This window comes from Nocardia vermiculata NBRC 100427 (assembly GCF_001613265.1).
Classification (GTDB): Bacteria; Actinomycetota; Actinomycetes; order Mycobacteriales; family Mycobacteriaceae; genus Nocardia; species Nocardia vermiculata.
The window spans coordinates 229,778-256,567 of the sequence record NZ_BDCA01000007.1 but is presented as its reverse complement, the minus strand read 5'-3'; the positions used below and the strand labels follow the sequence as shown (position 1 = coordinate 256,567).

Sequence of the window (26,790 nt, the reverse complement as noted above, 5' to 3'; positions counted from 1 at the left end):
GGCCCAGCGTCCGCCGGCTCCACCGCCTGCGCCGCGACAGCGGCCGAATCCGCAGCCGGCGCAACGGCTTCCCGCTGCCGATGCCGCCTCGAGTGGAGTGCCCAACGTCAACATGACCACGAAGGCGGACACCTCGGCGCTACCGCCGGTGCGTGCCCGAGCCTCCACCGCACCGATCGCGCGGGCCGACCGCATCCCTTCCAGTGGTCTCACCATCGGTCGTACCAGCGACAACCAGATCGTCGTCAACGATCCGCTCGCCTCACGCCGGCATGCGCGCCTGGTCAAGGGCAATGAGGGCCTCGTCCTCGAAGATATGGGCTCGGCGAACGGCACCTTCGTCAACGGCCGTCGCGAACAGCGGGTCACGCTGCGCGAGCGCGACATCGTCACCATCGGCAATGTCGACTTCGTCGTCAAGGAGGGCACGCTCGCCCACCGGAAGAAGCCGCTCACCGAGCAGGGGCTCAGCGTGCACGGGGTCGGCTTCGTCGTCGAAGGCAACAAGCAGTTGCTGGTCGATGTGAACATGCAGGCCGGACGCGGCACGCTGACCGCGCTCATCGGCCCGTCCGGCGCCGGCAAGTCGACGCTGTCGAAACTCATTGCGGGAACGACCCATCCGTCCGCCGGTGTGGTCACCTTCGAGGGGCGCGACCTGCACGCCGAGTACGAGGCGATGCGCAGTCGTATCGGAATGGTTCCGCAGGACGATGTACTGCACCGACAGTTGACGGTGCGCCAGGCGCTCGGATTCGCCGCCGAACTGCGGTTGCCGCCGGACTCCTCGAAGTCCGATCGGCAGCAGGTGATCGACGGGGTGCTGAAAGAACTGTCACTCACCGAGCACGCCGATACCCGGGTGGATCGGCTGTCCGGTGGCCAGCGCAAGCGGGCGTCGGTGGCACTCGAGCTGCTGACCGGCCCGGCGCTGCTGCTCCTGGACGAGCCGACATCGGGCCTGGACCCGGCGCTGGACCGGCAGGTCATGACCATGTTGCGGGAGCTGGCCGACGCCGGCCGCACCGTGATCGTGGTGACGCATTCGGTGGCCTGCCTGGATATGTGTGATCAGGTGCTGCTGCTCGCACCCGGTGGTAAGACCGCGTTCTGCGGGCATCCGGCGGGCGTGAGCGACTTCCTCGGCACCGACGATTGGGCGGAAATCTTCGCCCGGGTCGCCGCCGATCCCGATCGCGCCTTCGCGAACTACCGTTCCCGGCAGGCCGCCGCGCCGCCCGCACCGCCGCCGGCCGCTCCGCGCGGCGATATGGGGCAGCCGCCGAAATCGGGTGCGTGGAAACAACTGTCGACCCTGTCCCGCCGGCAGGTCCGGTTGATCCTCGCCGACCGCGGCTATCTCGCATTCCTGGTGGTGCTGCCGTTCGTGCTCGGCGTGCTGTGCCTGGTGGTCCCCGGTGAGAACGGCTTCGCGATGCCGGCACTGGTACCGACTCCCGACGGCAACTGGGTCCGGCCGCCGACCGGTGGCAGCGAGTCCCAGCAGTTGCTGGTGGTGTTGATTCTCGGTGCCTGTTTCATGGGGTCCACGCTGACCGTGCGTGATCTCGTCGGGGAGCGGCCGATCTTCTTCCGCGAGCGAGCGGTGGGCCTGCTGCCTTCGGCATATCTGCTCGCGAAGGTCCTCGTCTTCGGCGTGGCCGCGCTGCTGCAGTCGGCAGTGCTGGTGGCGATCGTGCTGGCCGGTAAGAATCCGCCGGGCAAGGGTGCGTTGATCCCGTCCGGCAGTATCGAGCTCTACGTCGATATCGCTCTCACCGCTGTCACCTGCGTCGTCGTCGGACTGTTGCTGTCCACGCTGGCGAAATCGAATGAACAGGTGATGCCGCTGCTGGTGGTCATGATCATGATTCAGCTGGTGATGGCCGGCGGCATGATTCCGGTCACCGACCGCGTCGTGCTGGAACAGGTGTCCTATCTGTCTCCGTCGCGCTGGGGCTTCGCCAGTGGTGCGTCGACGATCGACCTGCGAAATATCTTCCAGCAGGCTCAGCCGGATCCGATCTGGCAGCACACCGTGGGCTTCTGGTCGCTGAACGCGTTCATGATGATCGTGCTCACGGTGCTGCTCTCCGCGGCTACCTGGTGGCGGTTGCGATCGCAGAAGGCCGCCGGATGACCGTCGCGGAGGAGCTAATCGGACCTGCCCCGAGCACGCCGAGCCGACAGCAGGCACACTTATGCATGTGACGGCTCGAATTGGGGCGATACATCTCGGTTGGGATGTGGTGTCCGTGGCCGCCGGTGGCGGTGGGACACCGATCCGCCCGGTACAGGTGGAAGGCACATACACGCCGCCCGCATATCTGCTGGCGGACAAGACCGGGCGGTTGCATACCGCCGGCACGGACAGGCAGCGATCCGACCTGGGCATCGCGGTCTCCGACGTGCGCGACATCCTCGGCCATCAGCAGATCCGCATTGCGGGCGCGACCTGGCCGGCCGAACTGGTGTTCCGGGCGCGGCTCTACCACCCGCTGGCCGCCATCGGCAGCCGGTTGCGCGGTAAACCCGATGTCGTGGCGCTGCCGTTCCCGGACGACTGGCCCGACGACAAGATCGACGAGTACTGCCGCCTGGTCGAACAGCTGGACGTGGACACCGATCCGCTGCCCGAATCGGTGGCGCTGTCGGGATACGTGCGCGCCCTGGGACTGGTGCGCCCACCCGAACACGGTCGTCGAGGCGTCGGCGCGACCGGCGTCTACTCCGACGGTCGCATCTGCCTGGTGGTCGCCGTCGACGGTGACGACGAACAGCCCACCGAGTCGGTAGGTGTGCCGATCACCCCGGATTCCATGCGCGATGCGCATTCGGCCGACAACGTGGTCATCGAGGTGATGGCCGCCGCCCGCTCGATCGGTGCGGATACCTCCACGGTGCTGCTCACCGGCAACGTCTGTTTCAACGACGCGTTGCGGCTGGCCTTCCAGAACCATCTGGGACATCGGTTGCGGGTGGCCGATCATCCGATGCATGCGCTCGTGCTCGGGGCCGCGCACCTGCTGGTGACCGACAGCGAGTACGCCGAGGAGCAGGCACCCGATCCGGCACCGCCGCGCGCCGCACCGCAGCAGCCGTCGCGTCCGATGCCGCCGCAGCAGCCCGCGGCCGGTAGGCACGCTGCCCGCGAGGACGGGCCCGGTTCGCCGCCCCAGTCGGCGGGCAGATTCACCCGGCCGCCGGACCCGACGGCCGCCGAGCAGCGCACGTCCGATGCGTCACGCGGTGGCGGGGATGCGCGGGGCGGGCGCGAACACGGCAGTCTGTGGGACAAGGCGAAGGACAATCTGCACCGCTGACCGATGTGAGGGCGATTTCGAAGCGGTGGCCGCGTCCTGGTATCGTCCTGCATCGACGTGTGGTACGTCGCGGATTTATTCGTGTCGCGGATTGTTCGTGTCGTAGCACGAGCCCCGGGTCTCCACTGGCCGCCGGGATCACTCGATCACATGTCGGGCCGGCAGAACATCAACGACAGACAGGGAAGCACTGTGCCTACGTACAGCCCGAAGGCGGGTGACGTGACCCGGCAGTGGTACGTCATCGACGCCACTGACGTAGTGCTCGGCCGTCTTGCCGTCCAGGCAGCGAATCTGCTGCGTGGCAAGAACAAGCCGACCTACGCTCCGAACTTCGACGGTGGCGACTACGTCATCATCATCAACGCCGACAAGATTGCGATCGCCGGTAACAAGGCCGATCGCAAGTTCATCCACACCCACTCCGGGTTCCCGGGCGGTCTCAAGACCCGCTCCGTCCGTCAGGTGATGGAGACCCGTCCCGAGCGTGTCGTGGAGCGTGCCATCAAGGGCATGATCCCGAAGAACAAGCTGGGTAACCAGATCCTGGGCAAGCTGAAGGTCTACGCGGGCCCGACTCACCCGCATACCGCGCAGCAGCCCGTTCCGTTCGAGATCAAGCAGGTGGCCCAGTGACCGCTCCTGAGGAATTCAACGAGGAATACGTCGAAGACGTCGCCGTCGAGGTTGTCGACGAGGGTGCCGGCTATGAGGCCGGGGAGGGCGAGTACGTCGAAGAGTACGCCGGCCCCGTCCTGACCGACCGCCCGGTGCAGACCGTCGGCCGTCGCAAGGAGGCCGTGGTCCGCGTGCGTCTGGTGCCTGGCACCGGTCAGTTCGTGCTCAACGGCCGCACCATCGAGGACTACTTCCCGAACAAGGTGCACCAGCAGCTGGTGAAGTCCCCGCTGGTCACCGTCGAGCGCACCGAGTCCTTCGATGTGTACGCCCGCCTGGTCGGCGGCGGCCCGTCGGGTCAGGCCGGTGCACTGCGCCTGGCCATCGCCCGTGCGCTGATCGAGGTCACCCCGGACGACCGCCCCACGCTGAAGCGGGCCGGCTTCCTGACGCGTGACCCGCGTGCCACCGAGCGTAAGAAGTACGGCCTCAAGAAGGCCCGCAAGGCTCCGCAGTACTCCAAGCGCTGATCTTGCAGCGCGGCACCACACCGCTGGCGGAGCCATCGTTGTTCCGGACGGTGTCGGGTACGCGCGACCCCGGTACGAGAGCAGGCGTCCGAAGCTGGACGCCTGCTCTCGTTCTGTATCGACCGACGATAGCGGTCGAGCGCGAGCGACCGAGTAGCTGTGGCGGCCCCTCGCGCGCACCGCAATTCAACCCGAGGGGCGAGATTTATGGCGCGTATGTTCGGTACCGACGGAGTCCGTGGACTGGCCAACGAATCGCTGAGCCCGGAACTGGCGCTGCGGATTTCGGCGGCCGCGGCACAGGTCCTGGCGCGTGGCGGACCTCGTGCGGTGGCGGTGGTCGGCCGGGACCCGCGAGCCAGTGGTGAGATGCTCGAGGCCGCGGTGACCGCGGGGCTGACCGCCGCCGGTACGAGCGTGCTGTCGGTGGGGGTGTTACCGACGCCGGCCGTGGCATATCTGACCGCCGCCTACGACGCATGCCTGGGCGTGATGATCTCCGCCTCGCACAATGCCATGCCCGACAACGGCATCAAGATCTTCGCGGCCGGTGGTCACAAACTCGACGACTCCGTCGAGGACCGGATCGAAGAGCTGGTCCGCGCCGAAAGTTTCGTCCGCCCGACCGGTGCGGGCATCGGCCGTGTGCTGAGCCTGTCGGGGACCGATGGGCGCGTCGACGACCACTACAGCCTGGCCGGGACGCATGAGCGCTATATCGCGCACCTGGTGGAGGCCACGGGCCGCGATCTGTCCGGCATCACTGTGGTGGTGGACTGTGCGCACGGTGCCGCCTCCAGTGTCGGCCCGGCCGCCTATCGGGCGGCCGGCGCACGGGTGATCGCGATCAATGCGGAACCGAACGGGCTCAACATCAACGAGGGATGTGGTTCCACTCACCTCGAGCAGGTGCAGCGTGCTGTGCTCGAACACGGCGCCGATCTGGGCCTGGCCCACGACGGTGACGCGGACCGCTGCCTGGCGGTCGATGCCACCGGCACCGTGGTGGACGGCGACGCGATCATGGCGATCCTGGCGCTGGCGATGCACGAGTCGGGCGACCTCGCGCAAGACACATTGGTGGCGACCGTCATGAGCAATCTGGGCTTGCACATCGCTTTGCGTGCGGCCGGAATTACCGTGCGAACCACTGCGGTAGGTGACCGTTATGTCCTCGAGGAGTTGCGTCGCGGGGACTTCAGCCTCGGTGGTGAGCAGTCCGGGCATGTGGTTCTGCCGCGCTACGGCACCACGGGCGACGGTGTGCTCACCGGTCTGAAACTGATGGCACGCATGAACGAGACGGGGTGCAGCCTCGCCGACCTCGCGAGTGTGATGACGACGGTGCCGCAGGTGCTGGTGAACGTTCCGGTCGGCGACAAGGCCGCCGTGGCGGCGGCGCCGACGGTGCGCGCCGCGGTGGCCGATGCCGAGCGGCTGCTCGGTGAGGACGGGCGAGTTCTGTTGCGTCCGAGCGGTACCGAACAGTTGGTGCGGGTGATGGTGGAGGCGACCGATCCGCTGCGCGCCAAGCAGCTTGCCGACGATCTCGCCGCATGTGTTGCGGCGGTATGAGCCTGCTGCTTCTACGCGCGGGGTGCGGGTGACTAGCAGGGGTGCGTCCGGGGAGCGAATGCCGGCCGGAAGAGGCGGACCGCGGCGCTCGCCCCGATGCTGTTGTTCCTGGCGAAATTCCTGGTAGCGGCCGGTTGAGCGCCTTCCTTACGCGGCGTGTTGCGACCGGCTGAACGTTGTTGCCGCCGCGACGGTCCCGGGGATCGAGGCGCGACCGTCGGCCGCGGGAAGTATGGTGGACGAAGGCCATGTGCGACAGCGAAGCTTGATTTCCGTGAGGGGGAACAGTGGACCCGCTGCAGCTCGAGAACTCGTCCGCACCCGGCACCGCATCGTCATCGGATGCGGTGATGAGGGTGGATCCCGCGGCCATGGCCGCCTATACCGCGATTGCGAAGGCGGTCTCCCAGCAACTCGGTTCGGCCGCTGCCGTGGCCGAGGGTGCGGTGGATTCCCAGCAACTGACCACTGATCTGGGGCTGGTGGGCGCGGATTTCGCCACCAAGTTCGCCGCGGCGGTATCCGAACATGCGCAAGCGCTGTCCACCGCGGGAAAGCTGGTGTCCGCCTACGGCAGCACACTGAGCACCTATACCGCGGGTGTGCGGGGTTCCGACGAGGAGTCCGCCGCCGCGATCGAGCGGACGGAGCAGGCACTATGAGACACGGAACCGGATTACGCCGCCGCCCGGCTGCCGACCGTGGCGATACCACGCCCGCAACGTCTTCCGATCCGAATGTGGATCCTCCGCTGGTCGCGACCCTGGTGAAACCCCTGCTCGAACTGCGCGCGTCGCTGGGGAACGGCGTCGCGGCGCCCAATGCGGCGATTGCGGCGGCGTTGTCGAACGCGTCAACCCAGGCAGCCGATACCGAAGCCCCGCACCGTCAGGGCATGCATGCGCTGGAATCCACCTGGACCGGGCCGGGATCCGATGCCACCGTGCCGGCGCTGCGGACCACCCAGACCCAGATCGGCAATATCTCCGACCGGGGCCCGGCCTATCTGGGCGTGCTCTCGGACGCACACGGCACCAGTTCCCGAGCGGCAGGCCGAGTGGACCGGATCATCGCCGATTTCCGCAGCGATGCCCGCACCATGCTGGGAAATGCCTCCGCCGCACCGGATACGGACGCGGTGATCAACCGCGCCACGCAGGCCTTGCGGGAGGCCATTACCGAGGTCACGTCCGCGCGAACAGAAATGGACGACCATTCGCGCCGGCTCGACGAGATGGGCCCGCTCACCGTCTCGACACCGTCGGGTCTGGATTCCTCGGAGTCGTGGCAGGACACGCCGACCCTGCCCAGCGGATACAGCGCGGCTCCCGCACCGCCCGGCACTGTCCCAGGGCAACCCGTCGACCCGGCGCAGCTCGCTCAACTGCAACTGCAGCAGTTGCTGGTGAAGGCGGGCGTGGATATCGGCACCTCGGCGATCAATGCCGGTGTGGATATCGGCACCCATCTCATCGACAAGATCGCCGAAGTCGGTACCCACACCATCGATACCGTGGCGTCCTCGGTCGACCAGGCCATCCCACAGTTGATCAACCCCGACGGCGCCGAGAAGACCAATCCGGCCGGAGCATCCGGGAATTCGGAGGGCGCGCTGTTCGATTTCGGGGGAGATGCCGAGAAGGCGCCATCCGGCACCACCGGTCCCGGCTCGATCATTCCGGGTGCGAGCGCACCGGGAAGTGACAAGGCGCTGGGTGACAAGACCGCGGGCGACAAGACGCCCTCGGATAAGCCGGAACCGCCACCGCCCTCGTCGATCATCCCGCCCGACGACAAGCCGGTACCCGCTCCGATGCCGAAACCGCAGATCCCTGCTCCGGCACCGGCACCGGAACCGCCGGCGCATCCAGGGGTCGCCGGCGGTATGGCACTGCCGCCACCCGCGGGTGGCGGGCAAGATCACAAACCTCGGGAGGGCCAGCTCGGTGTCACCGTACCGGCATCCGAGACCACCGTGCCCGCCGCTGTGATCGGCGACTTCGGCGATGACACGGTCTGATCCGGACCCGCCGCAGGACAATCCGTTCGACCTCGGCCTGCCGATGGTCCGCACCCCGGTCGGGAAGCAGGGGCGCAAGCGCCGCGCGGGCCGGCGTGCACCCGGGCGTGGTACGGCCCGGCCGGCGCCGCCGCGACCCGTTCCCGGATCGCCGGTGTATCCGGCCGGGGACTGGGAACAGTGGCTCGACCCCGGGCAGAGCGATGCCCCGGAGCCCGCGGCCGAACCGGAGCCGCGCCGGATCCCGGTCGCCGGACCGCTGCCCGGTCCGGAGTCGGCCGACAAGTCGTCCCTGGTGCCCAAGGTCGTCGACCGTTCGGGTGGTAACCCCGGCCCGGCCCTGCGCCGCCCCCGGCAGTCCCGGCCGCGTCGGGACAACCGGCGTGGTGAGAAACTGCTTGCCGCACTCACACTGGCCGGCGTCGCCATCGTCGTCGTCTCCGTGGTCCTGACCGTCATCCACACGGGTAACGACGCATCCGATCGAACGGTTGCCTCGCAGGCTCCGCTCGTCGCCGCGGTACCGCCCGCGACCTCCCGGCACAGTGCGCCCCCGAGTACGGAGGCACCGTCCTCGGCGATCGCCACCGACGGCTGCGAACAGCAACGCTCCTCGGAGGTGACCTCCGGTACCGATCCGGGAGGTACCGGAACCGGACCGGATGCGATTCTCGCGTTCGAGCGGGCGTACTACGTTCAGCGTTCCGGCTTCGCCGCTCGTGCGGTCGTCGCCGACGACTCGTCGGTGCCACCGGCAGACCAGATTCAACGCGGTATCAACCAGGTGCCGGTCGGTACTCGCTACTGCGTGCAAATCACCCGGACCAGCGAGGACGGTCAGTTCGAAGTCCGCCTGACCCAGCAACGGCCGGACGAACAGCCCCATGCGTTCACTCAGATCGTCGGCACGCGTACCGAATCCGGCCGCACCCTGATCACCTCGATCGCCGAAGGATAGCGGCTCGGCCGGGCTTCGCGGACGCCGCCGGGTGCGAGTGGCGCCGGAGTCAGAACTGCGCGTGCAGGAATCCGGTGAACGGCACCAGGAATCCGCCGATCTCACACACGATCAACGCGTACATGGCCAGCCGCAGTGACGAGGAGATCGAGCCATGGAACTGGTTGGTGGTGTCGCGGCGCAGGCCGTGGAGACAGTACGAGGCGATCGCGCCCGCGAAGAAGGTGACGACGAGCAGTGCCGCGACGAGATTCACCGCGGTCGGCCAGTCCGAGAGTTCGACGAATACCGCGAGCAGCAAGGTGGCGAAGCTGTACATGAGCGCCGCGCGGTGTGCGATGTCGACGTACGGGTGGGCCTGCCCCTGCGGCGAGGTCCGCATCCCGTGGTATTTCCAGACACCCAGCAGGAGGGCCCACACGAAGAGAAGTCCCGCGATCACCAACGTGATCCGGGTATCCGTTCCGAGTGCTATCGCATCCACAGCCGTACCTCCTGGCGGTTCAGTGATCTTCGGTCAGCTGTCCGGCGGACATCCGCCAGCGCCGCCCGGCGCGCACGGTGTCGAGCATGCGGCGGTCGTGGGTGACCAGCACCAGGGTGCCGTCGAAGGATTCCACCGCCTGCTCCAACTGCTCGATCGCCGGCAGGTCGAGATGGTTGGTCGGCTCGTCGAGGATCAGCAGATTGACTCCGCGCGCCTGCAGCAACGCCAGTGCCGCCCGGGTGCGCTCACCGGGGGACAACGTGTCGTTGGCGCGCAACACGTGGGTGCCGCGCAGCCCGAACTTCGCGAGCAGGGTCCGGATCTCCGAGTCGGACAGGTCGGGTACCTCGGCACCGAAGGTTGCGGCGAGCGAGGCATCACCGCGGAACAAACCGCGTGCCTGGTCGACTTCTCCGACGGCGACACCGGATCCGAGCGAGGCGGTGCCGTGTTCGGGCGCGATCTTGCCCAGCAGCAGCGACAGCAGCGTCGACTTACCCGATCCGTTGGGGCCGGTCAGGATGATCCGGTCGCCTCCATCGATCTGCGCGGTAATCGGTCCCAGCACGAAATCACCGTGGCGCACGGTGGCCTGTGACAGCGTCGACACCACCGAACCGCTGCGTGGGGCCGCGGCGATCGACATCCGCAGTTCCCATTCCTTGCGCGGTTCGGCCACCACCTCGAGCCGTTCGATGCGGCGCTGGGTCTGGCGTACCTTCGAGGCCTGCTTCTCGGTGGATTCCGCGCGCATCTTGCGTCCGGCCTTGTCGGAATCCACCTTTCGCGGATCCCGGGCCTTGCGACGCGCGTTGCGGACCCCGTGTTCGAGCCAGTTGCGTTGGGTGACCTGCCGCGCTTCCAGGCCGGCTCGGGTGTCGGCGTATTCCTCGTACGCTTCCCGGGCGTGCCGGCGCGCGATCTCGCGTTCGGCCAGATAGGACTCGTAGCCACCGTCGTAGGTGCCGACCTGATGCTGTGCGAGGTCGAGTTCGACGATGCGATTGACGGTGCGGGCCAGGAACTCCCGATCGTGGCTGATCACCATCAGCGGGGCCCTGATTCCGGTGACGAAATTCTCCAGCCGGGTCAGGCCGTCCAGATCGAGGTCGTTGGTGGGTTCGTCGAGCAGCAGAATGTCGAAGCGTGACAGCAACACCGAGGCCAGGCCGGCTCGGGCGGCCTGGCCGCCGGACAGCACGGTCATCGGTGTCTCGAGTCCCCGGGGCAGGCTCGCATCGAGCCCGAGATCCGCGGCGACTTCCAGAGCCCGGGTGTCCAGGTCGGCTCCGCCCAGGGCCAGCCAGCGCTCGAGTGTCTCCGAATAGTGTTGTGCCGCGGTGCTGTCGCCGGCTTCGGTCGCCAGGCGTTCGGCGGCGGCATCCATGGCCCGCTGCGCCGCGTCGACCCCGGTACGTCGCGCGAGGAACCGGGTGACGGTCTCACCGGGGATGCGTTCGGGTTCCTGCGCCAGGTAGCCGACGGTGGCGTCCGGTGGGCTGAGCGTGATGCGGCCGGTCTGGGGGGTGCGGTCGGCCAGCGTTCGCAGCAGCGTCGACTTGCCGGCCCCGTTCACTCCGACCAGCCCGATCACATCGCCCGGCGCCAGCACCAGATCCAGGTCCTCGAACAGCATGCGTTCACCGTGACCTGCGGACAGGCCATGGGCATGCAGCGTCGTACTCACGCGTAGGAGTCTGCCCGGTGGTGGTCGCGACCCTGAGTCCGCCCCGGTGGAATTCAGGGTCGGGATGGGTCTGTCGCCGGATGCGTGACCGAGCGCCGCCCGGGCACAGTGGAACAACCGAGATTTACCGTGACGAAGGAGAGCGATATGACCGCCCCCACCCGCCGCATGACCCGATCGACGTCCGACAAGTGGATCGCCGGTGTCTGCGGCGGTATAGCCGAATACTTCGGCTGGAGCTCCGGCCTGGTGCGCCTGCTGTTCCTGGCCTCCTGCCTGTTGCCCGGGCCGCAATTCATCCTCTACCTGGTGCTGTGGGTAGTCATTCCGAAGCGGTGACGCCACCGCGCCGGACTGGACGGTAGTTATCCACAGGCAATCGCTCCCGTGCACCTCGGCTGTGGGAAGTTGTCCACAACTTGCCCGGCCGGGGATGCGCCGGACCGTCCGCGAATGCCAGGATGGAGCAAATTCCCGCCACGGCCTCGAGGAGCACACATGATCCATTCGGGCGATCTGCCGGGCCTGGGCCTGCCCGAAGTCGACGCGCATTCCGACCTGGGCGGTATCGGTGCCGTGGAACTGGACCACACCTCCCAGGACATCGATGGCGACGGCGTCCTGGATACCGAGACGTTCCACAGCGACCACTCCATGGAGGTCTGGTCCGATATGGACCACGACGGCTACGCCGACCACGCCACCATCATCGACGACTCCGGTGACTACAAGGCCTGGGAGTTCCACCACTATCCCGACGGCCGGACCGAATGGGTTCAGGTGGACAAGGGCACCCTGGGGCACTGAGAGTGGGCCCGATTCGGGCCGGGAACGGCTCGCTGCCGCCGCGAGCGTTATTTGCGTAGCGCTCGTGCGACCTGTGCCACCTGCATCGGCGACAGGTGTTCGGGTTCGGGCTCGGGGATTGCCTTCGGATCGACGACCGTGGTGCGGGGGATCTCGGCCTCGGGGTCGGCGAACATCTCATACTTCTTGTCGCCGAGCAGCTGGTAGCTGAGGTAGCCGACCAGCAGGGCACCCGCGACCCGCTCGGTCTTGCGCTCGTGTTTGGCGGCGCCGAGGGCGGCGAGGGCGCGTCGGCCTTCGGCGATGCCGTTCTGGGTCGCCTTGTCGACGGTTCGCAGTGACACCGGTCCACCCCACGCCGAGGCGAGCGCTACCGCGTTGCAATTGGTGGAGGACAGATCGGCGCCGCCAGCCAGGATGAGCGCGGGGGTGTCGATCTCGGCGGCCAGCGGTTCGGCCGCGGGAGCCGTGGGCGCCGGAAACAGGGCTGCGACCGCCCCCACCCGGCGCCGGGAGGCCGCGATCACCGCGGCACCGGCACCCATGCCGTGCCCGGCCAGGGCCAACTTGTCCGGATGGACGCTGATATCGCCGATGCCGAGCCGGACACCCGCGCAGATGTCCAAGGTGGTGAGCAGATCGTTGGCCAGATTCAGATGTGAGGGCAGCGGTCCGCGTTCGGTGTCGGGTGCCGCGGCGACGAATCCCCAGGAGGCGAGGTGTTCGAGCAGCTTGCGGTAGTTGCCGGCGCCCGCGAGCCAGCCGTGCCCGAAGACCACCGCAGGCAGGTTGCTGCCCTCCGCCGGGGTGTACACCACACCCGGCTGCCCGGCGATGCCGAGGTTGCCGCGCATGACCCGGTGCGGACCTGGGCTGGTCAGAATGCTCAGAAGCGATTTCACAGACACCGACACGATGGTGAACTCTACCGATGCTCGCCCGGATTGCCGCACCGTTGGGAGCCGGGGTTCGCTGACACGCCACCACCTCGACCGATAGCCGTCCGATTCGCGTGTCGACGGCGCCCAAGTACGCTGAACCACCATGTGCGGAATCGTTGGCTACGTCGGATACCGGGACGCGCTCGGCGTCGTCGTGGACGCACTGCGCCGCATGGAGTACCGAGGTTACGACTCCGCGGGCGTGGCGATCCTCGACGGTGCAGGCGACATCGCCGTGGAACGGAAGGCCGGTCGGCTGGCCAATCTGGAGGCCGAGCTGACCGAGGCCGGCTCCGGAGCCTTCGCGGGCTCCACCGGAATGGGGCACACCCGGTGGGCGACACACGGGGCCCCCACCGATCGCAATGCGCACCCGCACCGTGACGCCACCGGCCGGGTAGCGGTGGTGCACAACGGCATCATCGAGAACTTCGCGCCGCTGCGGCGCGAACTCGAGGACGCCGGGGTCGAACTGCTCAGTGACACCGACACCGAGGTCGCGGTGCATCTGGTTGCCCGGGCCTATGCCTCCGGGGACACTGCGGGCGATTTCGTGGGCAGCGCGCTGGCCGTGCTGCGCCGGCTGGAGGGCGCGTTCACGCTGGTGTTCACCCACGCCGACCATCCCGGCACGATCATCGCGGCGCGCCGGTCCACTCCGCTGGTCGTGGGTGTCGGGCAGGGCGAGATGTTCATCGCCTCGGATGTGACGGCCTTCATCGAGCACACTCGTGAAGCCGTCGAGCTGGGGCAGGATCAAGCAGTAGTCATCACCGCGGACAGCTACGAGGTCACCGATTTCGCCGGCAGCACCGAGGGCGTGCGGACCCGGCCGTTCACCATCGACTGGGATCTGGCTGCCGCCGAGAAGGGTGGCCACGACTACTTCATGCTCAAGGAGATCGAGGAGCAGCCCACCGGCGTCGCCGACACCCTGATGGGCCACTTCGCCAACGGCCGCATCGTGCTGGACGAACAGCGTCTCGCCGACCAGGAGCTCCGCGAATTCGACAAGGTGTTCGTGGTCGCGTGCGGCAGCTCGTATCACGCGGGCCTGCTGGCGAAGTATGCGATCGAACACTGGACCCGGGTTCCGGTCGAAGTGGAGCTGGCCAGTGAGTTCCGCTATCGCGACCCGGTGCTGGACCGGTCCACCCTGGTGGTGGCGATCTCGCAGTCCGGCGAGACCGCGGACACGCTCGAAGCCGTGCGCCACGCCAAGGAACAGAAGGCGCGGGTGCTGGCCATCTGCAACACCAACGGTGCGCAGATCCCGCGCGAGTCCGATGCCGTGGTCTACACCCGTACCGGACCGGAGATCGGCGTCGCCTCCACCAAGGCATTCCTCGCGCAGATCACCGCGAACTATCTGGTCGGTCTGGCTCTCGCTCAGGCGCGCGGTACCAAATATCCGGACGAGGTGGCGCGCGAATTCGGTGAGTTGGAAGCGATGCCGAAGCTGGTGGCGCGGGTGCTGGAGACGGCACCGCAGGTGCGTGAGGTCGCCCGGCGCTTCGCCCACCAGTCCACGGTGCTGTTCCTGGGGCGCCACGTCGGCTACCCGGTGGCGCTCGAGGGTGCGCTCAAGCTCAAGGAACTCGCGTACATGCACGCGGAGGGTTTCGCCGCCGGTGAGCTCAAGCACGGTCCGATCGCGCTGATCGAGGAGGGCCTTCCGGTCATCGTGATCATGCCCTCGCCGAAGGGGCGCGCGGTACTGCATTCGAAGCTGCTCAGCAATATCCGCGAGATTCAGGCCCGCGGTGCGCGCACGATCGTGATCGCCGAGGAGGGCGACGATACGGTGCGTCCGTTCGCCGACCACCTCATCGAGATCCCTGCCGCGCCGACGCTGTTCCAGCCGCTGTTGTCCACGGTGCCGTTGCAGATCTTCGCTGCCGAGGTAGCGCAGACCCGTGGCTACGACATCGACAAGCCGCGCAATCTGGCCAAGTCGGTCACCGTCGAATAAGCGGTGTGAGCCGGTGACTACTCGACGGTGACCGTGCCGCGCATCTCCGGATGCAGCGGGCACAGGTACCGGTAGCTGCCGGCCACATCGAAGGTGTGACTCCATTCACCCTCGGTGAAGATGGGGCTGTTGATCCCCATGGCCGAATCGCCGATGCCTTGGACGGCGTGCGGGACCTTGTCGGAGAACTTCCAGGTCACGGTGTCGCCGACCTTGATCGTGATCTCCGCGGGCGAGAACTTCATATCGTCGACCTGCACGGTGGTCGAGGCCGGCTGTGCTGCGCCCGGGGCGGCGGGTTCGCCGGTGTTCGTGCCGGCTACCGCGCTGGTGGTCGGGGTGGAGGGCCCGGTGTCGGAGCTGCATCCCGCGATCAGTCCGGCCGTGGCGACCGCGGCGACGAGGACGGGGAACAGTGCTGCGCGGGTGCCGAACGACATGGTTGCGAGCCTAGTCCTCGCGGTCGCCGCCTCGATCGCGCCGGTCGCTGACGCGCCGCGCGTAGTCTGCGTTTCGATATTCGGTACGACCAGGCGGGACCAGGCGGAGGAGGATGTCCACCATGGCAACGGAACTGCGTGGCTATTACACCGCCGACGAGGTGCGGGCGGCGGAGGCCGAACTGTTCGAACGGGTCGCCGCGGGCGTGCCGATGCGGCGCGCGGCGTACGGACTGGCGGCCGTGGTCGCGGCGGAATTGCGCGCGCGGACCGGTGGCATCGCGGGGCGGGCCGTGACGGTGCTGGTCGGATCGGGTGACAACGGTGGGGATGCGCTGTGGGCGGGATCCATGTTGCGCCGCCGTGGTGTCGCGGTCACCGCGGTGCTGCTGGCACCGGAACGCACGCATCGCGCCGGGCTCACCGCTCTGCGCCGGTCCGGTGGGTGGGTTCGGGGTGCCACGGATGCCGCCGCCGCGGAACTGCTCGGCCGGCCGGACCTGATCGTCGACGGCATTGTCGGGATCTCGGGTCGTGGTGCGCTGCGGCCGCGGGCCGCGGAACTGGTCGCGGCGAGCGCGGCTCCGATCATCGCTGCGGACCTGCCCAGCGGAGTCGCCCCCGATACCGGTGCGGTCGACGGTCCGGCGGTGCGGGCGGCCGTGACGGTGGCCTTCGGCGCCTACAAACCGGTCCATGCCCTCGCCGCGCCCTGGTGTGGGCGAATCGAGTTGGTACCCATCGGGTTACAGCTACCGGCTCCGAAGCTGGCAGCACTGGAACCGGCTGCGGTCGGCCGTGGCTGGCCGGTTCCGCACGCGCACGACGACAAATATTCCCAAGGGGTGACCGGGATCGTCGCAGGCAGTGCCACTTACCCCGGGGCGGCGGTGTTGTGCACGGGCGCCGCGGTGGCTGCCACCTCCGGGATGGTGCGCTATTGCGGATCGGCAGCAGCGCAGGTGGTCGAGCAGTTCCCGGAAGTGATTGCGGCCGAGGATCTGTCGTCGACCGGGCGCGTGCAGGCCTGGGTCTTCGGCCCGGGCGCGGGGACCGACGACGCGGCGCGCGAGCTGTTGTCGCGGATTCTGGCGACAGCCGAGCCGGTGCTGGTCGACGCCGACGGACTGACCCTGCTGGCCGCCACGCCGGAATTGGTGACCCGACGCACGGCGCCCACCGTATTGACCCCGCATGCAGGGGAATTCGCTCGGCTCACCGGTCGCGAGATCGGCGCCGATCGGGTGTCCGAGGTACGGGCACTGGCGCAGGAGTGGCGGGCGACGGTCCTGTTGAAGGGACGATCGACGGTGATCGCCACTCCCGGCGAGCCGACGCTGATCAACGAGGCCGGCGGGTCCTGGGCCGCGACCGCCGGTGCCGGAGATGTGTTGTCCGGTGTCATCGGCGCCCTGCTGGCCGCCGGTTGCTCCCCTGGCCGGGCGGCCGCGGCCGGTGCCCGGGTACATGCCCTCGCCGCGAACCTCGCGGCTCATGCGGGCGGTGACACCGCGGCTCCCGTCTCTGCATCGCCGTTGCTGAGACATCTGCGCCCGGCCATTCGCACCGTGCGCAGCCTGAGCGAGCGGTGACTGTTTCCATCGTGAAATGACTCACCGGGCGTGCCGGGGGAAACGGATTCGCCGCGTGGCAGGATCGGTAGGCGTGAACAGTGCTGATCCGCAGGTGGAGACCGTCGTCGATTTGGATGCTGTCGCACACAACGTGCGGATCCTGCGTGAACGTGCGGGTGGCGCCGCGATGATGGCGGTGGTGAAGGCCGACGCCTACAACCACGGTGCGGTACCCGTCGCTCGTGCCGTGCTCGCCGCCGGTGCCGCCGAACTCGGGGTGACCACCATCTCCGAGGCGTTGGAGCTGCGCGCTGCCGGCATCACCGCGCCGGTGTTGACCTGGCTGAACACCTGCGATGCGGACTATGCCGCGGCGATCACCGCCGACATCGAGATCGGAGTGTCCTCGGCCGACCAGTTGCGGGCGGTCGAGAAGGCGGCGCGCTCGACCGGAACGACCGCGATCGTCACCCTCAAGGTCGATACCGGACTCAACCGCAACGGTGTGTCTCCGGAGGAGTATCCGCAGGTACTGACCCTGCTGCGGCAGCTGGTCGACGAAGGTGTCGTCCGCTTCCGGGCGATGTTCACCCACTTCGCACACGCCGATCAACCGGACCACCCGGTGATCGATAAGCAGCGCGACAGGTTCGTCGCGGCGGTCGAGACCGCCGCCGAATACGGCCTGAAACCGGAGCTGGTGCATCTGTCGAACTCCGCCGCCACCCTGACCCGCCCCGATCTGGCCTTCGACATGGTGCGGCCCGGCATCGCCATCTACGGTTTGAGCCCGGTCCACGAGATCTCCGATTTCGGTCTGCGGCCGGCCATGACCTTCCGCGCGCGCGTCGCGCTGGTGAAGCGGGTCGCGCGTGGTGAGGGCGTGTCGTACGGACATGAATGGATCGCCCCGCACGCCACTACGGTGGCCCTGCTGCCCGCCGGATATGCCGACGGGGTGCCGCGCGGCGTGGGTGGCCGCATCGAGGTGCGGATCGGCGATGCGCGCTACCCGAACGTCGGCCGGGTCTGCATGGATCAGATGGTCGTCGACCTGGGGGAGAATCCCGCCGGGGTGCAGGAGGGCGACTCCGCGGTGCTGTTCGGTGGCGCCCCCGGTGACCCGCACGCCCAGGATTGGGCCGATCTGATGCACACCATCCACTACGAGATCGTGTGTTTCCCGCGTGGCCGGGTGGTGCGGACCTTCACCGGCGGCGCGGGAATCGAATGATGGAAGCCGCACGGACGCGACGGCTTTCGTCGGCGGGGTATCTTCGCCCGGTGCAACGATGGTTCGGTGGTGCCGCCTCGGCGAGCGTGCTGGCGGTGCTCGCGGGCGCCCAGGCCTGGCAGCGGGTGGCAGCGGCCGGCCGGCCCGCCGCGCCCGACGAACTGCGTGACGAGGATTTCACGCTCCTGGACCGCGATCCCGTGCGCCGAGTGGTGACTGAGGACGGCGTGCCGCTGTCGGTGCGGGTCGTCGGGGCCGAGTCCGCCGATGCCACGGTGGTTTTCGTGCACGGCTTCTGCAACAGCATGCGTTCGTTCCATTTCCAGCGCCGTGATCTGGCTCAACTGTGGGGGCCGCGGATCCGCATGGTGTTCTTCGATCTGCGTGGCCACGGCCGCTCCGGCCTGTCCGGCAGCGATGCGTGCACGGTGCCGCAGCTCGGCCGGGATCTGGTGCGGGTGATCGAGCAGTGCGCACCCACCGGCCCGCTGATTCTGGTCGGACATTCGATGGGCGGTATGGCGATCATGGCCGCGGCCGCCCAGCAGCCTCGGCTCTTCGACGGCCGCGTGGCCGGTACGGCACTGTTGTCGACCACCGCGGCCGAGGTCACCGGCGCCGGAGTGGCACAGCTGCTGCGCAGCCGGGTGGTCGACGGGTTCCGGATGCTGGTTCGTACCTCGCCGGCGCTGGTCGAGGCGGTGCGGGTGTCGGTGCGCCACATCCTCACCCCGGTGCTGCACGTCGGTTCGTTCCACGGTTCGGTGAGCCCGGTGCTGGCGCGGTTCACCACGGCCATGATCGCCGGCACCCGGATCGAAACCGTCGTCGCCTTCCTGGAGGCCCTGGAGTTGCACGACGAATCGGCCGCGCTGCCGGTCCTCGGCGCGGGCCCGGTGCTGGTCACCGGTGGCGGGCACGACCCGATCATCGCGTTCCGCAATGCCCGGGAGCTGGCCGCTCGCCTGCCGGACGTCGAACTGATCCGCGTCGGTGACGGCTCGCATATGACGCATCTGCAGTACCCCGAGCTGATCAACGATGCCCTCGATCGGCTGCTCGTACGGGCGGGAGTTGGGCCGGACGTCAGTGGCAGCGAGGGCCGGGAGGTATGTCATGGCTGATGCGGCGCAACGGCGGGAGCTGGCGACGGTCGACGAGACCGAGGCTCTGGGCCGTGAGCTCGCCGCCGACCTGCGGGCCGGGGACCTGGTGGTGCTGGACGGTCCGCTGGGTGCGGGCAAGACGGCGCTGACCCGCGGTATCGCCGCTGGACTCGGAGTCGAAGGCCGGGTCAGCTCGCCGACGTTCATCATCGCGCGCCAGCATCGTGCCGGCCCGCGCCCGGGATCGATACCTCTGGTGCACGTCGACGCCTACCGCTTGGGTGGTGATCTGGACGAGCTGGACGCCCTCGATCTCGACTCCGATCTGCAGCAGGCGGTCGTCGTCGTGGAATGGGGGCTGGGAGTGGCCGAACATCTCACGGATCGGCACCTGCGCGTGCGGTTGTACCGGGCCCCGGAAACCGAGACCCGGACCGCGACGTGGGAATGGATCGGCCGCTGATATCACTGCTGTGATGCTCGCCACGACCGACTCCGCTGCAGCGGTCCGGGCGAATGTGTGGCAGAGCGGGATTCGTGCCGTGCTCGGCACCCGGGCGCCCGGGATCTTCGGGTCGGCGTGGCAGTTGTTGCGGCACTTGATTGTTGGCCGGCCTCCCGGGCCGAGGCCCGGAATCACGGGGCCGAATCCGGGCCCGGCGGGTTCGCCGCACGGTTGCGACATGCGGATACGCCGACGGCGCTGATGGCATACGGGAGGTGACCACCCGGTATCGTTGAGGCAATCATGCTTGTACTTGCTGTCGACACCGCGACGCCTGCCGTTACAGCAGGACTGGTGGAACTGGAGCAGGCCGCCACACAGCCGCAGGTCCGCACTCTCGCCTCTCGGGTGACCGTGGACGCGCGTGCTCACAACGAGGTGCTCACCCCCCAGATCCTGGCCTGCCTCGAAGAGACCGGCCGTACTCGCACCGATATCGCCGCGGTCGTGGTGGGTATCGGTCCGGGCCCGTTCACCGGGCTGCGAGTGGGGATGGCGACTGCCGCCGCGTTCGGTGACGCCCTCGGCCTGCCCGTGCACGGCGTGTGCAGCCTCGACGCGATCGCCGCCGAGGCGTGGCCGGAGGTCCCGGGGGGCGACGACGCCGAACTGCTGGTGGTGACCGATGCCCGCCGCCGCGAGGTGTACTGGGCGCGTTACGCCGGCACCGGCCGGGTGGACGGCCCGAGTGTGCTCAAACCCGCCGATCTGGACTCCGGTGAGGCGACTGCCATCGCGGGATCGCCCTCGCATGTCGACTTTTTCGACCTCCCGGTGCTGCCGGTGGAAACCCCGTCGCCGGCCGGCCTGGTGCGCTGCGCGGCATCCGATCTGCTCGGACGCGTGACCCCGGCACCGCTGGTTCCGCTGTATCTGCGGCGTCCCGATGCAGTCGAGCGCAGCTACCAGGCGGTGCGATGAGCACCGAGTCCACGCGCGCCCTGCACATCGAACCGATGCAGGTGGGAGATATCGCGCGCTGCGTCGAGCTGGAGCTGCTGCTGTTTCCCGAGGACGACCCCTGGCAGGACATGGCGTTCCGGTCGGAGCTCGCGGGTTCGCACAACCGCTATCTGGTGGCCCGGGACGAGTCGGGCACCATGCTCGGGTATGCGGGTGTCGCACTGCTGGGGAACCTCGACAACCCCGAAGCCGAGATCCACACCATCGGCGTCGATCCGCAGGTACATCGCGGTGGCGTCGGGACGGCACTGCTGCAGGCACTGCTGGCGGAGGCGGGGCGTCGCGGCGGCCCGGTCTTCCTGGAGGTGCGCACCGACAACGCACCGGCCATCGCGCTCTACGAGAAGTACGGCTTCCACATCATCGGTCTGCGCAAGCGCTACTACCAGCCCAGTGGAGCCGACGCGTTCACCATGCGCCGTCCGGCGGTTACCGGATTTCCGCACCCGGGCGCCGAACACGCCCCCGATTCCGAGGCCGTTTCATGATCGTCCTGGGTATCGAGAGTTCCTGTGACGAAACCGGAGTGGGCATCGTTCGCCGGCACCCGGACGGCACCTGTGAGTTGCTCGCCGACGAGGTCGCCTCCAGCGTCGACCAGCATGCGCGTTTCGGCGGGGTCGTTCCCGAGATCGCCTCGCGTGCCCATCTGGAGGCCGTCGTGCCGGCGATGCGCCGCGCACTGTCCGCAGCGGGGATCGCCAAGCCCGATGCACTGGCGGTGACGATCGGCCCCGGCCTGGCAGGTGCCCTGCTGGTGGGGGTCGCGGCCGCGAAGGCGTATGCGGCGGCCTGGGATATTCCGCTGTACGCGCTGAATCATCTGGGTGGGCACGTTGCCGTCGACACCCTCGAACACGGCCCGATGCCGCCCTGCGTGGCCCTGCTGGTATCCGGGGGACATACTCATCTGCTGCAGGTCACCGATCTGGCCGATCCGATAGTCGAACTCGGCAGTACCGTCGACGACGCGGCGGGCGAGGCGTTCGACAAGGTGGCACGACTGCTGGATCTCGGATTTCCGGGCGGCCCGGCTCTGGATGCCGCTGCCGCGCACGGCGATCCGGCAGCGATCGCATTCCCGCGCGGCATGACCGGTCCCCGCGACCCGCGCTACGACTTCTCCTTCTCGGGCTTGAAGACCGCCGTCGCACGATATGTCGAAGCGGCGCAGCGCACCGGTACGGAACTCCCGATCCCCGACATCGCCGCGTCGTTCCAGGAAGCGGTCGCCGACGTGCTGACCATGAAAGCGGTACGTGCCGCGCGGGACGTCGGCGTGGACACCCTGGTGCTCGGTGGCGGCGCGACCGCGAACTCGCGAATCCGCTCGATGGCAGCGGAGCGCTGTGCCGCCGTGGGTATCACGCTGCGCGTGCCGAAACCGCGCTTGTGCACCGACAACGGCGTGATGATCGCGACTCTCGGCGCGCATGTGATCGCGGGAGGCGCCGCACCGTCACCATTGTCGGTGGCGACCGACCCCGGGTTGTCGGTGGCGACCAGCCAGATCCGCTGAAGCACAGGTATTTCGAAGTCGGCGAGCGTCCGGCTACGTTGCCTGCCCGGCCGTGGCGGATTCAGTCCTCCGGTCGAACCGTTACCGAGTCCTGACTCGGGGCGGGGGCCGGCGCCGTGGTCCGGTTCGGCGGGGCGGCCGGATCGGCCGGTGGAGCAGCCGGATCGGCCGGTGGGGCGGTGTCGGCCTGCGGGACTCGCTCGGTATCGGCAGAACCCGAACTCGCGCGCGGCGGGACCGGCAGGCGGGGATCCCGAGGTTGCGGTGCGGCCTGCGCCGGTGCGGACTCCGGGTGACCGGGTGCGTCGGAAGTGCCCGGTGCGGCAGGGGTCTCCGCTTCAGGAGTGTTCGTGCCGGGGCGGCTCGTCTCGGGCGGCACAGTCTGCGGTGTGGTGGTGCGCAGGAGCGGGCCCAGCAGGTCCGGGAGGTCCGGCAGCGGGATCTGTGGCAGATCCGGGTCCGGTCGCAACACCGGTGTACTGGACGTATCGGTCGTCGACGTGGGTTCGCCGGTGCTGGTGGTCTGTTCCGTGCTTTCCGCCGGGCGGCCGGGATCGGAGCTCTGTGGCTTCGTGGTGTGGTAGGTGGTGCTCTCCGGCGCGCGGTCGCTGTGGTCGTCCCCGTCGGAGCTCGGTGTGGCACCGGTCGCGAGCGGAGTGGTCGTCGCAGGCGTGGTGAACTGCGTGGTGTTCGTGGTACCCGCCGGGTTCACGGGCTCCTCGGCGGCAGGCACGAGCTCCTTGACGCCGTAGCCGACCACCAGCCCGACCACCACGATCGCGCCGGCCAGGGTGCCGACAAGTTTGGTGAAGGTGCTGGTGGAGCGTTCGCCGCCGAGTGCGATCGGGGAGAAGGCCGACGGCTGGGCCGAATCGGCGATCAATGCCGCACCCTTCGCCGTCACGGCCTCCGGTTCGGGCACCGAGAGCACGGGGATGTCGAGCAGGGCGTCCAACCCCTCCACCACCGACGCGATATTCGCGCCGCCGCCGATGACGGCGACCGCCTGCGGCGATTTCGGTGCCCGAGCGAAGACCGCCCGGGCATAGGCGGCCATATCGTCCAGCAGGCCGGCGATGAGCTCGGCGAAGTCGGCGCGAGTCAGCTTGAGTGGCTTGCCCGCCACGTGATCGATCGTCACGGCCGGGGCGATGGACAGGTGCTCCTTGGCGGCCCGGCTGCGGTTGATCAGCGTATTGCGGTTGGGCCGGGTGCCGCGCCGCGAGAAATGGCAGTCCAGCAGGTGCTGGTGGATCAACTCGTCGACGGCTTCGCCGCTGATGACCTCGGTGCGCTCCGAGCGCAGCACCGTATCGTCGGCGAGGTCGGCCACGGTCACCGTCATCCCGGAGGCACCCAGGTCGATGACCGCGACGGTCTCGTAGCGGTCGAGCAGCCCGGTGTCCCGCAGATAGGTGAGGGCGGCCGTGCTTTCGGGGATGAGCTGCACGTCCCGGCGCTGCCGGCCGATCGCAGCGCGGATCGCCATCGCCTGCTCGCGATCTCGGTAGGCGACTGCGATCGCTCCCGCGGGGACCGGCCTGTTCTGCGGAGCGGCGGCGCCGGGGCTGTGCGTGCCGACCCGGTGCAGATAGTCGGGCGGCATCTGTGTGGTCATCAGTTCGATCGACGAGGCCACCAGGTCGCCGGGATCGGAATGCGCCACGTCGGCCGAGACGATGCGGTAGTCGAAACTCTGGGCCCCGTTGGGCGCCGTCGCGACGACGGCCGAGCAGACGACCTCGTTGCCGGCGGAGATGCCGAGGGATGTTCGCATGTTCACCTCCCTTCTCGAGCTTGTCGAGCGGACGTCACGGACATCCGCTGTGCGGCGAGCACTGTGCGGACCGGATCGACGAGCGATCCTTTCGGGCTGTCTGTCCCGAGGGTGCGATCCGCTCCGGGGCAGAATCGACCGCAGGTCGCGCGGTCGAACCTCCGCTCCGGCACGCGCGAAGGAATTCGCGCGCCAATGTGAAGCTGTGGGGTGACGCTGGTAATCGGGCGGATCGCGTGGCGGTTACGGCTGAGGGCAGCTGTGAGAGCACGACCGATCACGGAACCGTCCTACATACTGTCACATTCCGTTATCCGAACGTTACAGATTTTCTCGATCAATTGCCACGGTTCCGGGCGTGTCGCCGAATCAGCACTGCCCACCCTTGAGCGCTGGCACTCTCGTGTATAGAGTGCTAGTCGGCACTGGTTGGCTCAGTGCCGGCTCGACTTCTGGGCAGGGGTCCCGGCACCCGCGACGACGGGGCTGTGCACAGGGTCGGAACCGACCGAAACCGTGAGTCCGGGGAACAGCCCCGGACGAGATTGAATCCCCTGAAAGTGGAGGGCTCAACGTGGCGAGCGTGAACATCAAGCCGCTCGAGGACAAGATCCTCGTCCAGGCCAACGAGGCTGAGACGACGACCGCCTCCGGCCTGGTCATTCCCGACACGGCGAAGGAGAAGCCCCAGGAGGGCACCGTCGTCGCCGTCGGACCAGGCCGGTGGGATGAGGACGGCGAGAAGCGCATTCCGCTGGACGTCAAGGAAGGCGACGTCGTCATCTACAGCAAGTACGGCGGCACCGAGATCAAGTACGCCGGCGAGGAGTACCTGATCCTGTCGGCGCGCGACCTGCTGGCCGTCGTCGACAAGTGACGTTTCCTCGATGACTTGCGCGGTCGTCCGAGCCACGACGACTTCATCGTCGCCCGCGACTCGGATCGCACCGTAACGACCGCTGCCCCGGTGCCCACGCGTGCGCCGGGGCAGCGGCCGTTCGAGGACACGACAACGGCCGATCGCAGGTCGTCGTCATCGAATCGTCCACCACTCCCACCCCAAGGACATCCCAACCATGGCAAAGCAGATCGAGTTCGACGAGAAGGCTCGTCGGGCAATGGAACGCGGCGTCGACAAGCTGGCCGACGCCGTGAAGGTCACTCTCGGCCCGCGCGGCCGGCACGTCGTGCTCGCCAAGGCGTTCGGCGGCCCGACCGTCACCAACGACGGTGTCACCATCGCGCGTGACATCGACCTCGAGGATCCGTTCGAGAACCTCGGTGCCCAGCTGGTCAAGAGCGTCGCCACCAAGACCAACGATGTCGCCGGCGACGGCACCACCACCGCCACCGTGCTGGCCCAGGCCATGATCAAGAACGGCCTGAAGAACCTCGCGGCCGGCGCCAATCCCATCGGCCTCGGCAACGGCATGAGCAAGGCCGCCGACCTCGTTTCCGAGGCGCTGCTGGCCGCCGCGAAGCCGGTCTCCGACGAGAACGCCATCGCCCAGGTCGCCACGGTCTCCTCGCGCGACGAGGAAATCGGCGAGATGGTCGGTAAGGCCCTCACCGTGGTCGGCAAGGACGGTGTGGTCACCGTCGAGGAATCCTCTACCGTGAGCACCGACCTCGAGGTCACCGAGGGTGTGCAGTTCGACAAGGGCTACCTGTCGGGCTACTTCGTCACCGATCACGACAAGCAGGAAGCCGTCTTCGAGGACGTTCACGTCCTGCTGCACCGCGACAAGATCAGCTCGCTGCCGGACCTGCTGCCGCTGCTGGAGAAGATCGCCGAAACGGGTAAGCCCGTGGTGATCATCGCCGAGGACGTCGAAGGTGAGGCGCTGTCCACCCTCGTGGTGAACGCGATCCGCAAGACCCTCAAGGTCGTCGCGGTCAAGGCTCCGTTCTTCGGTGATCGCCGCAAGGCGTTCCTCGACGACCTCGCGGTCGTCACCGGCGGTACCGTCGTCAACCCCGATCTGGGGATCTCGCTGCGTGAGGCCGGGCTGGACCTGCTGGGTCGGGCGCGCCGGATCGTGGTCGCCAAGGACGACACCACCATCGTCGACGGCGCCGGCACCCAGGAGGCCATCGACGCACGCGTCGCGCAGCTGCGCGCCGAGATCGAGGCAAGCGATTCCGACTGGGACCGCGAGAAGCTCGAGGAGCGGCTCGCCAAGCTGTCCGGTGGCGTTGCGGTGATCAAGGTCGGCGCCGCCACCGAAACCGCCCTCAAGGAGCGCAAGTACCGCGTCGAGGACGCGGTCAGCGCGGCGAAGGCAGCGGTCGAGGAAGGCATCGTCTCCGGCGGCGGCACTGCGCTGGTCAAGGCCGCCACCGAGCTCGTCGAGCTACGGGACTCGCTGACCGGCGATCAGGCGATCGGTGTCGAGGTCGTGCGCCTGGCACTGCAGGCGCCGCTGTACTGGATCGCGAGCAACGCGGGCGTCGACGGCGCGGTCGTGGTCAGCAAGGTCGGAGACGGCAAGGACGGCTTCAACGCTGCCACCCTGACCTACGGTGACCTCGTTGCCGACGGCGTCGTGGACCCGGTCAAGGTCACCCGCTCCGCGGTGCTCAACGCGACCTCGGTGGCGCGCATGGTGCTGACCACCGAAAGCGCAGTGGTCGACAAGCCGGCCGAGGAAGAGGCCGACGAGCACGGCCACTCGCACTGAGATCCGGCTGAACGTTCGGCAACCGAAACGGCCTGTTCACGTTTCCCACGAAACGTGAACAGGCCGTTTGTCG

25 protein-coding genes are annotated in these 26,790 nt (G+C 68.3%); 20 read left to right on the top strand and 5 right to left on the bottom strand.

Annotation, left to right across the window (positions count from 1 at the left end):
* The 8 genes from NV2_RS11890 to NV2_RS11855 all read left to right on the top strand — a co-directional run.
* Positions 1-2,140 (top strand): ATP-binding cassette domain-containing protein (locus NV2_RS11890; RefSeq protein ID WP_067872019.1); only part of this gene is annotated, 2,140 nt, incomplete at its 5' end.
* Between the two features lie 67 nt (positions 2,141-2,207).
* Positions 2,208-3,323, top strand: coding sequence for a hypothetical protein (locus NV2_RS11885; RefSeq protein WP_245662558.1), 1,116 nt, complete (start codon positions 2,208-2,210; stop codon positions 3,321-3,323).
* 192 nt (positions 3,324-3,515) lie between these two features.
* Entirely contained in the window at positions 3,516-3,959 is a 444-nt protein-coding gene (rplM, locus tag NV2_RS11880; RefSeq protein WP_067872013.1) for a 50S ribosomal protein L13, read from the top strand.
* Complete coding sequence (gene rpsI / locus NV2_RS11875) at positions 3,956-4,471, top strand: 30S ribosomal protein S9 (RefSeq protein ID WP_084474394.1); 516 nt, start codon at positions 3,956-3,958, stop codon at positions 4,469-4,471. The genes rplM and rpsI overlap by 4 nt, the downstream gene beginning before the upstream one ends.
* Positions 4,472-4,678: 207 nt before the next feature.
* Positions 4,679-6,046: a phosphoglucosamine mutase gene (gene glmM, locus NV2_RS11870; RefSeq protein WP_067871886.1), complete on the top strand. Its 1,368-nt coding sequence runs from the start codon at positions 4,679-4,681 to the stop codon at positions 6,044-6,046.
* A 287-nt stretch (positions 6,047-6,333) separates the two neighbouring features.
* Positions 6,334-6,708 carry a hypothetical protein gene (locus NV2_RS11865; RefSeq protein ID WP_245662557.1) on the top strand — a complete coding sequence of 125 codons (375 nt, stop codon included), beginning with the start codon at positions 6,334-6,336 and terminating at the stop codon, positions 6,706-6,708.
* Positions 6,705-8,066: a hypothetical protein gene (locus NV2_RS11860; RefSeq protein ID WP_067871883.1), complete on the top strand. Its 1,362-nt coding sequence runs from the start codon at positions 6,705-6,707 to the stop codon at positions 8,064-8,066. Before NV2_RS11865 ends, NV2_RS11860 begins: the two co-directional genes overlap by 4 nt.
* Entirely contained in the window at positions 8,053-9,024 is a 972-nt protein-coding gene (locus tag NV2_RS11855; RefSeq protein WP_067871880.1) for a DUF8176 domain-containing protein, read from the top strand. The genes NV2_RS11860 and NV2_RS11855 overlap by 14 nt, the downstream gene beginning before the upstream one ends.
* Before the next feature lie 49 nt (positions 9,025-9,073).
* On the opposite strand, the gene NV2_RS11850 is transcribed toward NV2_RS11855, so the two are convergent.
* On the bottom strand, positions 9,074-9,499 hold the full coding sequence (locus NV2_RS11850; RefSeq protein ID WP_067872008.1) for a hypothetical protein: 426 nt from the start codon (positions 9,497-9,499) through the stop codon (positions 9,074-9,076).
* A gap of 28 nt (positions 9,500-9,527) precedes the next feature.
* Positions 9,528-11,198 carry an ABC-F family ATP-binding cassette domain-containing protein gene (locus NV2_RS11845; protein ID WP_067871877.1) on the bottom strand — a complete coding sequence of 557 codons (1,671 nt, stop codon included), beginning with the start codon at positions 11,196-11,198 and terminating at the stop codon, positions 9,528-9,530.
* Between the two features lie 147 nt (positions 11,199-11,345).
* Between NV2_RS11845 and NV2_RS11840 the strand changes: the two genes are divergently transcribed.
* Together NV2_RS11840 and NV2_RS11835 are read left to right on the top strand one after the other, a co-directional pair.
* Positions 11,346-11,537 (top strand): PspC domain-containing protein, encoded by a 192-nt coding sequence (locus NV2_RS11840; protein WP_067871875.1) that lies wholly within the window; start codon positions 11,346-11,348, stop codon positions 11,535-11,537.
* A gap of 159 nt (positions 11,538-11,696) precedes the next feature.
* Positions 11,697-12,005 (top strand): DUF6802 family protein, encoded by a 309-nt coding sequence (locus NV2_RS11835; protein ID WP_067871872.1) that lies wholly within the window; start codon positions 11,697-11,699, stop codon positions 12,003-12,005.
* Positions 12,006-12,052: 47 nt separating this feature from the next.
* Here NV2_RS11835 and NV2_RS11830 read toward each other — a convergent pair whose 3' ends face one another.
* Positions 12,053-12,919, bottom strand: coding sequence for a dienelactone hydrolase family protein (locus NV2_RS11830; RefSeq protein ID WP_067871870.1), 867 nt, complete (start codon positions 12,917-12,919; stop codon positions 12,053-12,055).
* Positions 12,920-13,049: 130 nt separating this feature from the next.
* Between NV2_RS11830 and glmS the strand changes: the two genes are divergently transcribed.
* The gene (glmS, locus tag NV2_RS11825; protein ID WP_067871867.1) at positions 13,050-14,918 is read left to right on the top strand and encodes a glutamine--fructose-6-phosphate transaminase (isomerizing); all 1,869 of its coding nucleotides are present in this window, start codon (positions 13,050-13,052) and stop codon (positions 14,916-14,918) included.
* A gap of 17 nt (positions 14,919-14,935) precedes the next feature.
* On the opposite strand, the gene NV2_RS11820 is transcribed toward glmS, so the two are convergent.
* Positions 14,936-15,358 carry a cupredoxin domain-containing protein gene (locus NV2_RS11820; protein WP_067871864.1) on the bottom strand — a complete coding sequence of 141 codons (423 nt, stop codon included), beginning with the start codon at positions 15,356-15,358 and terminating at the stop codon, positions 14,936-14,938.
* A 134-nt stretch (positions 15,359-15,492) separates the two neighbouring features.
* Here NV2_RS11820 and NV2_RS11815 point away from each other — a divergent pair, with 134 nt between their 5' ends.
* From NV2_RS11815 to tsaD, 7 genes are all read left to right on the top strand, one after another.
* Positions 15,493-16,950, top strand: coding sequence for an NAD(P)H-hydrate dehydratase (locus tag NV2_RS11815; RefSeq protein ID WP_067872004.1), 1,458 nt, complete (start codon positions 15,493-15,495; stop codon positions 16,948-16,950).
* A 16-nt stretch (positions 16,951-16,966) separates the two neighbouring features.
* Positions 16,967-18,166 carry an alanine racemase gene (gene alr / locus NV2_RS11810; RefSeq protein ID WP_067871861.1) on the top strand — a complete coding sequence of 400 codons (1,200 nt, stop codon included), beginning with the start codon at positions 16,967-16,969 and terminating at the stop codon, positions 18,164-18,166.
* A gap of 50 nt (positions 18,167-18,216) precedes the next feature.
* Positions 18,217-19,290: an alpha/beta fold hydrolase gene (locus NV2_RS11805; RefSeq protein WP_067872002.1), complete on the top strand. Its 1,074-nt coding sequence runs from the start codon at positions 18,217-18,219 to the stop codon at positions 19,288-19,290.
* Entirely contained in the window at positions 19,283-19,735 is a 453-nt protein-coding gene (gene tsaE / locus NV2_RS11800) for a tRNA (adenosine(37)-N6)-threonylcarbamoyltransferase complex ATPase subunit type 1 TsaE (protein ID WP_067871858.1), read from the top strand. The genes NV2_RS11805 and tsaE overlap by 8 nt, the downstream gene beginning before the upstream one ends.
* A gap of 285 nt (positions 19,736-20,020) precedes the next feature.
* Complete coding sequence (gene tsaB, locus NV2_RS11795) at positions 20,021-20,698, top strand: tRNA (adenosine(37)-N6)-threonylcarbamoyltransferase complex dimerization subunit type 1 TsaB (protein ID WP_067871855.1); 678 nt, start codon at positions 20,021-20,023, stop codon at positions 20,696-20,698.
* The gene (gene rimI, locus NV2_RS11790) at positions 20,695-21,228 is read left to right on the top strand and encodes a ribosomal protein S18-alanine N-acetyltransferase (protein ID WP_067871852.1); all 534 of its coding nucleotides are present in this window, start codon (positions 20,695-20,697) and stop codon (positions 21,226-21,228) included. The genes tsaB and rimI overlap by 4 nt, the downstream gene beginning before the upstream one ends.
* A complete protein-coding gene (gene tsaD / locus NV2_RS11785; protein WP_067871850.1) occupies positions 21,225-22,259 on the top strand; it encodes a tRNA (adenosine(37)-N6)-threonylcarbamoyltransferase complex transferase subunit TsaD in 1,035 nt (344 codons plus the stop codon). Before rimI ends, tsaD begins: the two co-directional genes overlap by 4 nt.
* A 61-nt stretch (positions 22,260-22,320) precedes the next feature.
* Here the strand turns inward: tsaD and NV2_RS11780 are convergent, their stop codons facing one another.
* Positions 22,321-24,036 carry a DUF7159 family protein gene (locus NV2_RS11780; RefSeq protein ID WP_157102865.1) on the bottom strand — a complete coding sequence of 572 codons (1,716 nt, stop codon included), beginning with the start codon at positions 24,034-24,036 and terminating at the stop codon, positions 22,321-22,323.
* Between the two features lie 574 nt (positions 24,037-24,610).
* Between NV2_RS11780 and groES the strand changes: the two genes are divergently transcribed.
* Positions 24,611-24,913 (top strand): co-chaperone GroES, encoded by a 303-nt coding sequence (gene groES, locus NV2_RS11775; protein ID WP_067871847.1) that lies wholly within the window; start codon positions 24,611-24,613, stop codon positions 24,911-24,913.
* Positions 24,914-25,112: 199 nt separating this feature from the next.
* The gene (groL, locus tag NV2_RS11770) at positions 25,113-26,717 is read left to right on the top strand and encodes a chaperonin GroEL (protein ID WP_067871844.1); all 1,605 of its coding nucleotides are present in this window, start codon (positions 25,113-25,115) and stop codon (positions 26,715-26,717) included.
* Positions 26,718-26,790 lie beyond the last annotated feature (73 nt).

Coding starts and splice junctions, on each gene's coding strand:
- NV2_RS11820 (WP_067871864.1), bottom strand. CDS start 15,358: ATGTCGTTCGGCACCCGCGCAGCACTGTTCCCCGTCCTCGTCGCCGCG.
- rimI (WP_067871852.1), top strand. CDS start 20,695: ATGAGCACCGAGTCCACGCGCGCCCTGCACATCGAACCGATGCAGGTG.
- NV2_RS11835 (WP_067871872.1), top strand. CDS start 11,697: ATGATCCATTCGGGCGATCTGCCGGGCCTGGGCCTGCCCGAAGTCGAC.
- alr (WP_067871861.1), top strand. CDS start 16,967: ATGACTCACCGGGCGTGCCGGGGGAAACGGATTCGCCGCGTGGCAGGA.
- tsaE (WP_067871858.1), top strand. CDS start 19,283: ATGGCTGATGCGGCGCAACGGCGGGAGCTGGCGACGGTCGACGAGACC.
- NV2_RS11860 (WP_067871883.1), top strand. CDS start 6,705: ATGAGACACGGAACCGGATTACGCCGCCGCCCGGCTGCCGACCGTGGC.
- tsaB (WP_067871855.1), top strand. CDS start 20,021: ATGCTTGTACTTGCTGTCGACACCGCGACGCCTGCCGTTACAGCAGGA.
- NV2_RS11780 (WP_157102865.1), bottom strand. CDS start 24,036: ATGCGAACATCCCTCGGCATCTCCGCCGGCAACGAGGTCGTCTGCTCG.
- glmM (WP_067871886.1), top strand. CDS start 4,679: ATGGCGCGTATGTTCGGTACCGACGGAGTCCGTGGACTGGCCAACGAA.
- NV2_RS11840 (WP_067871875.1), top strand. CDS start 11,346: ATGACCGCCCCCACCCGCCGCATGACCCGATCGACGTCCGACAAGTGG.
- NV2_RS11855 (WP_067871880.1), top strand. CDS start 8,053: ATGACACGGTCTGATCCGGACCCGCCGCAGGACAATCCGTTCGACCTC.
- glmS (WP_067871867.1), top strand. CDS start 13,050: ATGTGCGGAATCGTTGGCTACGTCGGATACCGGGACGCGCTCGGCGTC.
- tsaD (WP_067871850.1), top strand. CDS start 21,225: ATGATCGTCCTGGGTATCGAGAGTTCCTGTGACGAAACCGGAGTGGGC.
- groL (WP_067871844.1), top strand. CDS start 25,113: ATGGCAAAGCAGATCGAGTTCGACGAGAAGGCTCGTCGGGCAATGGAA.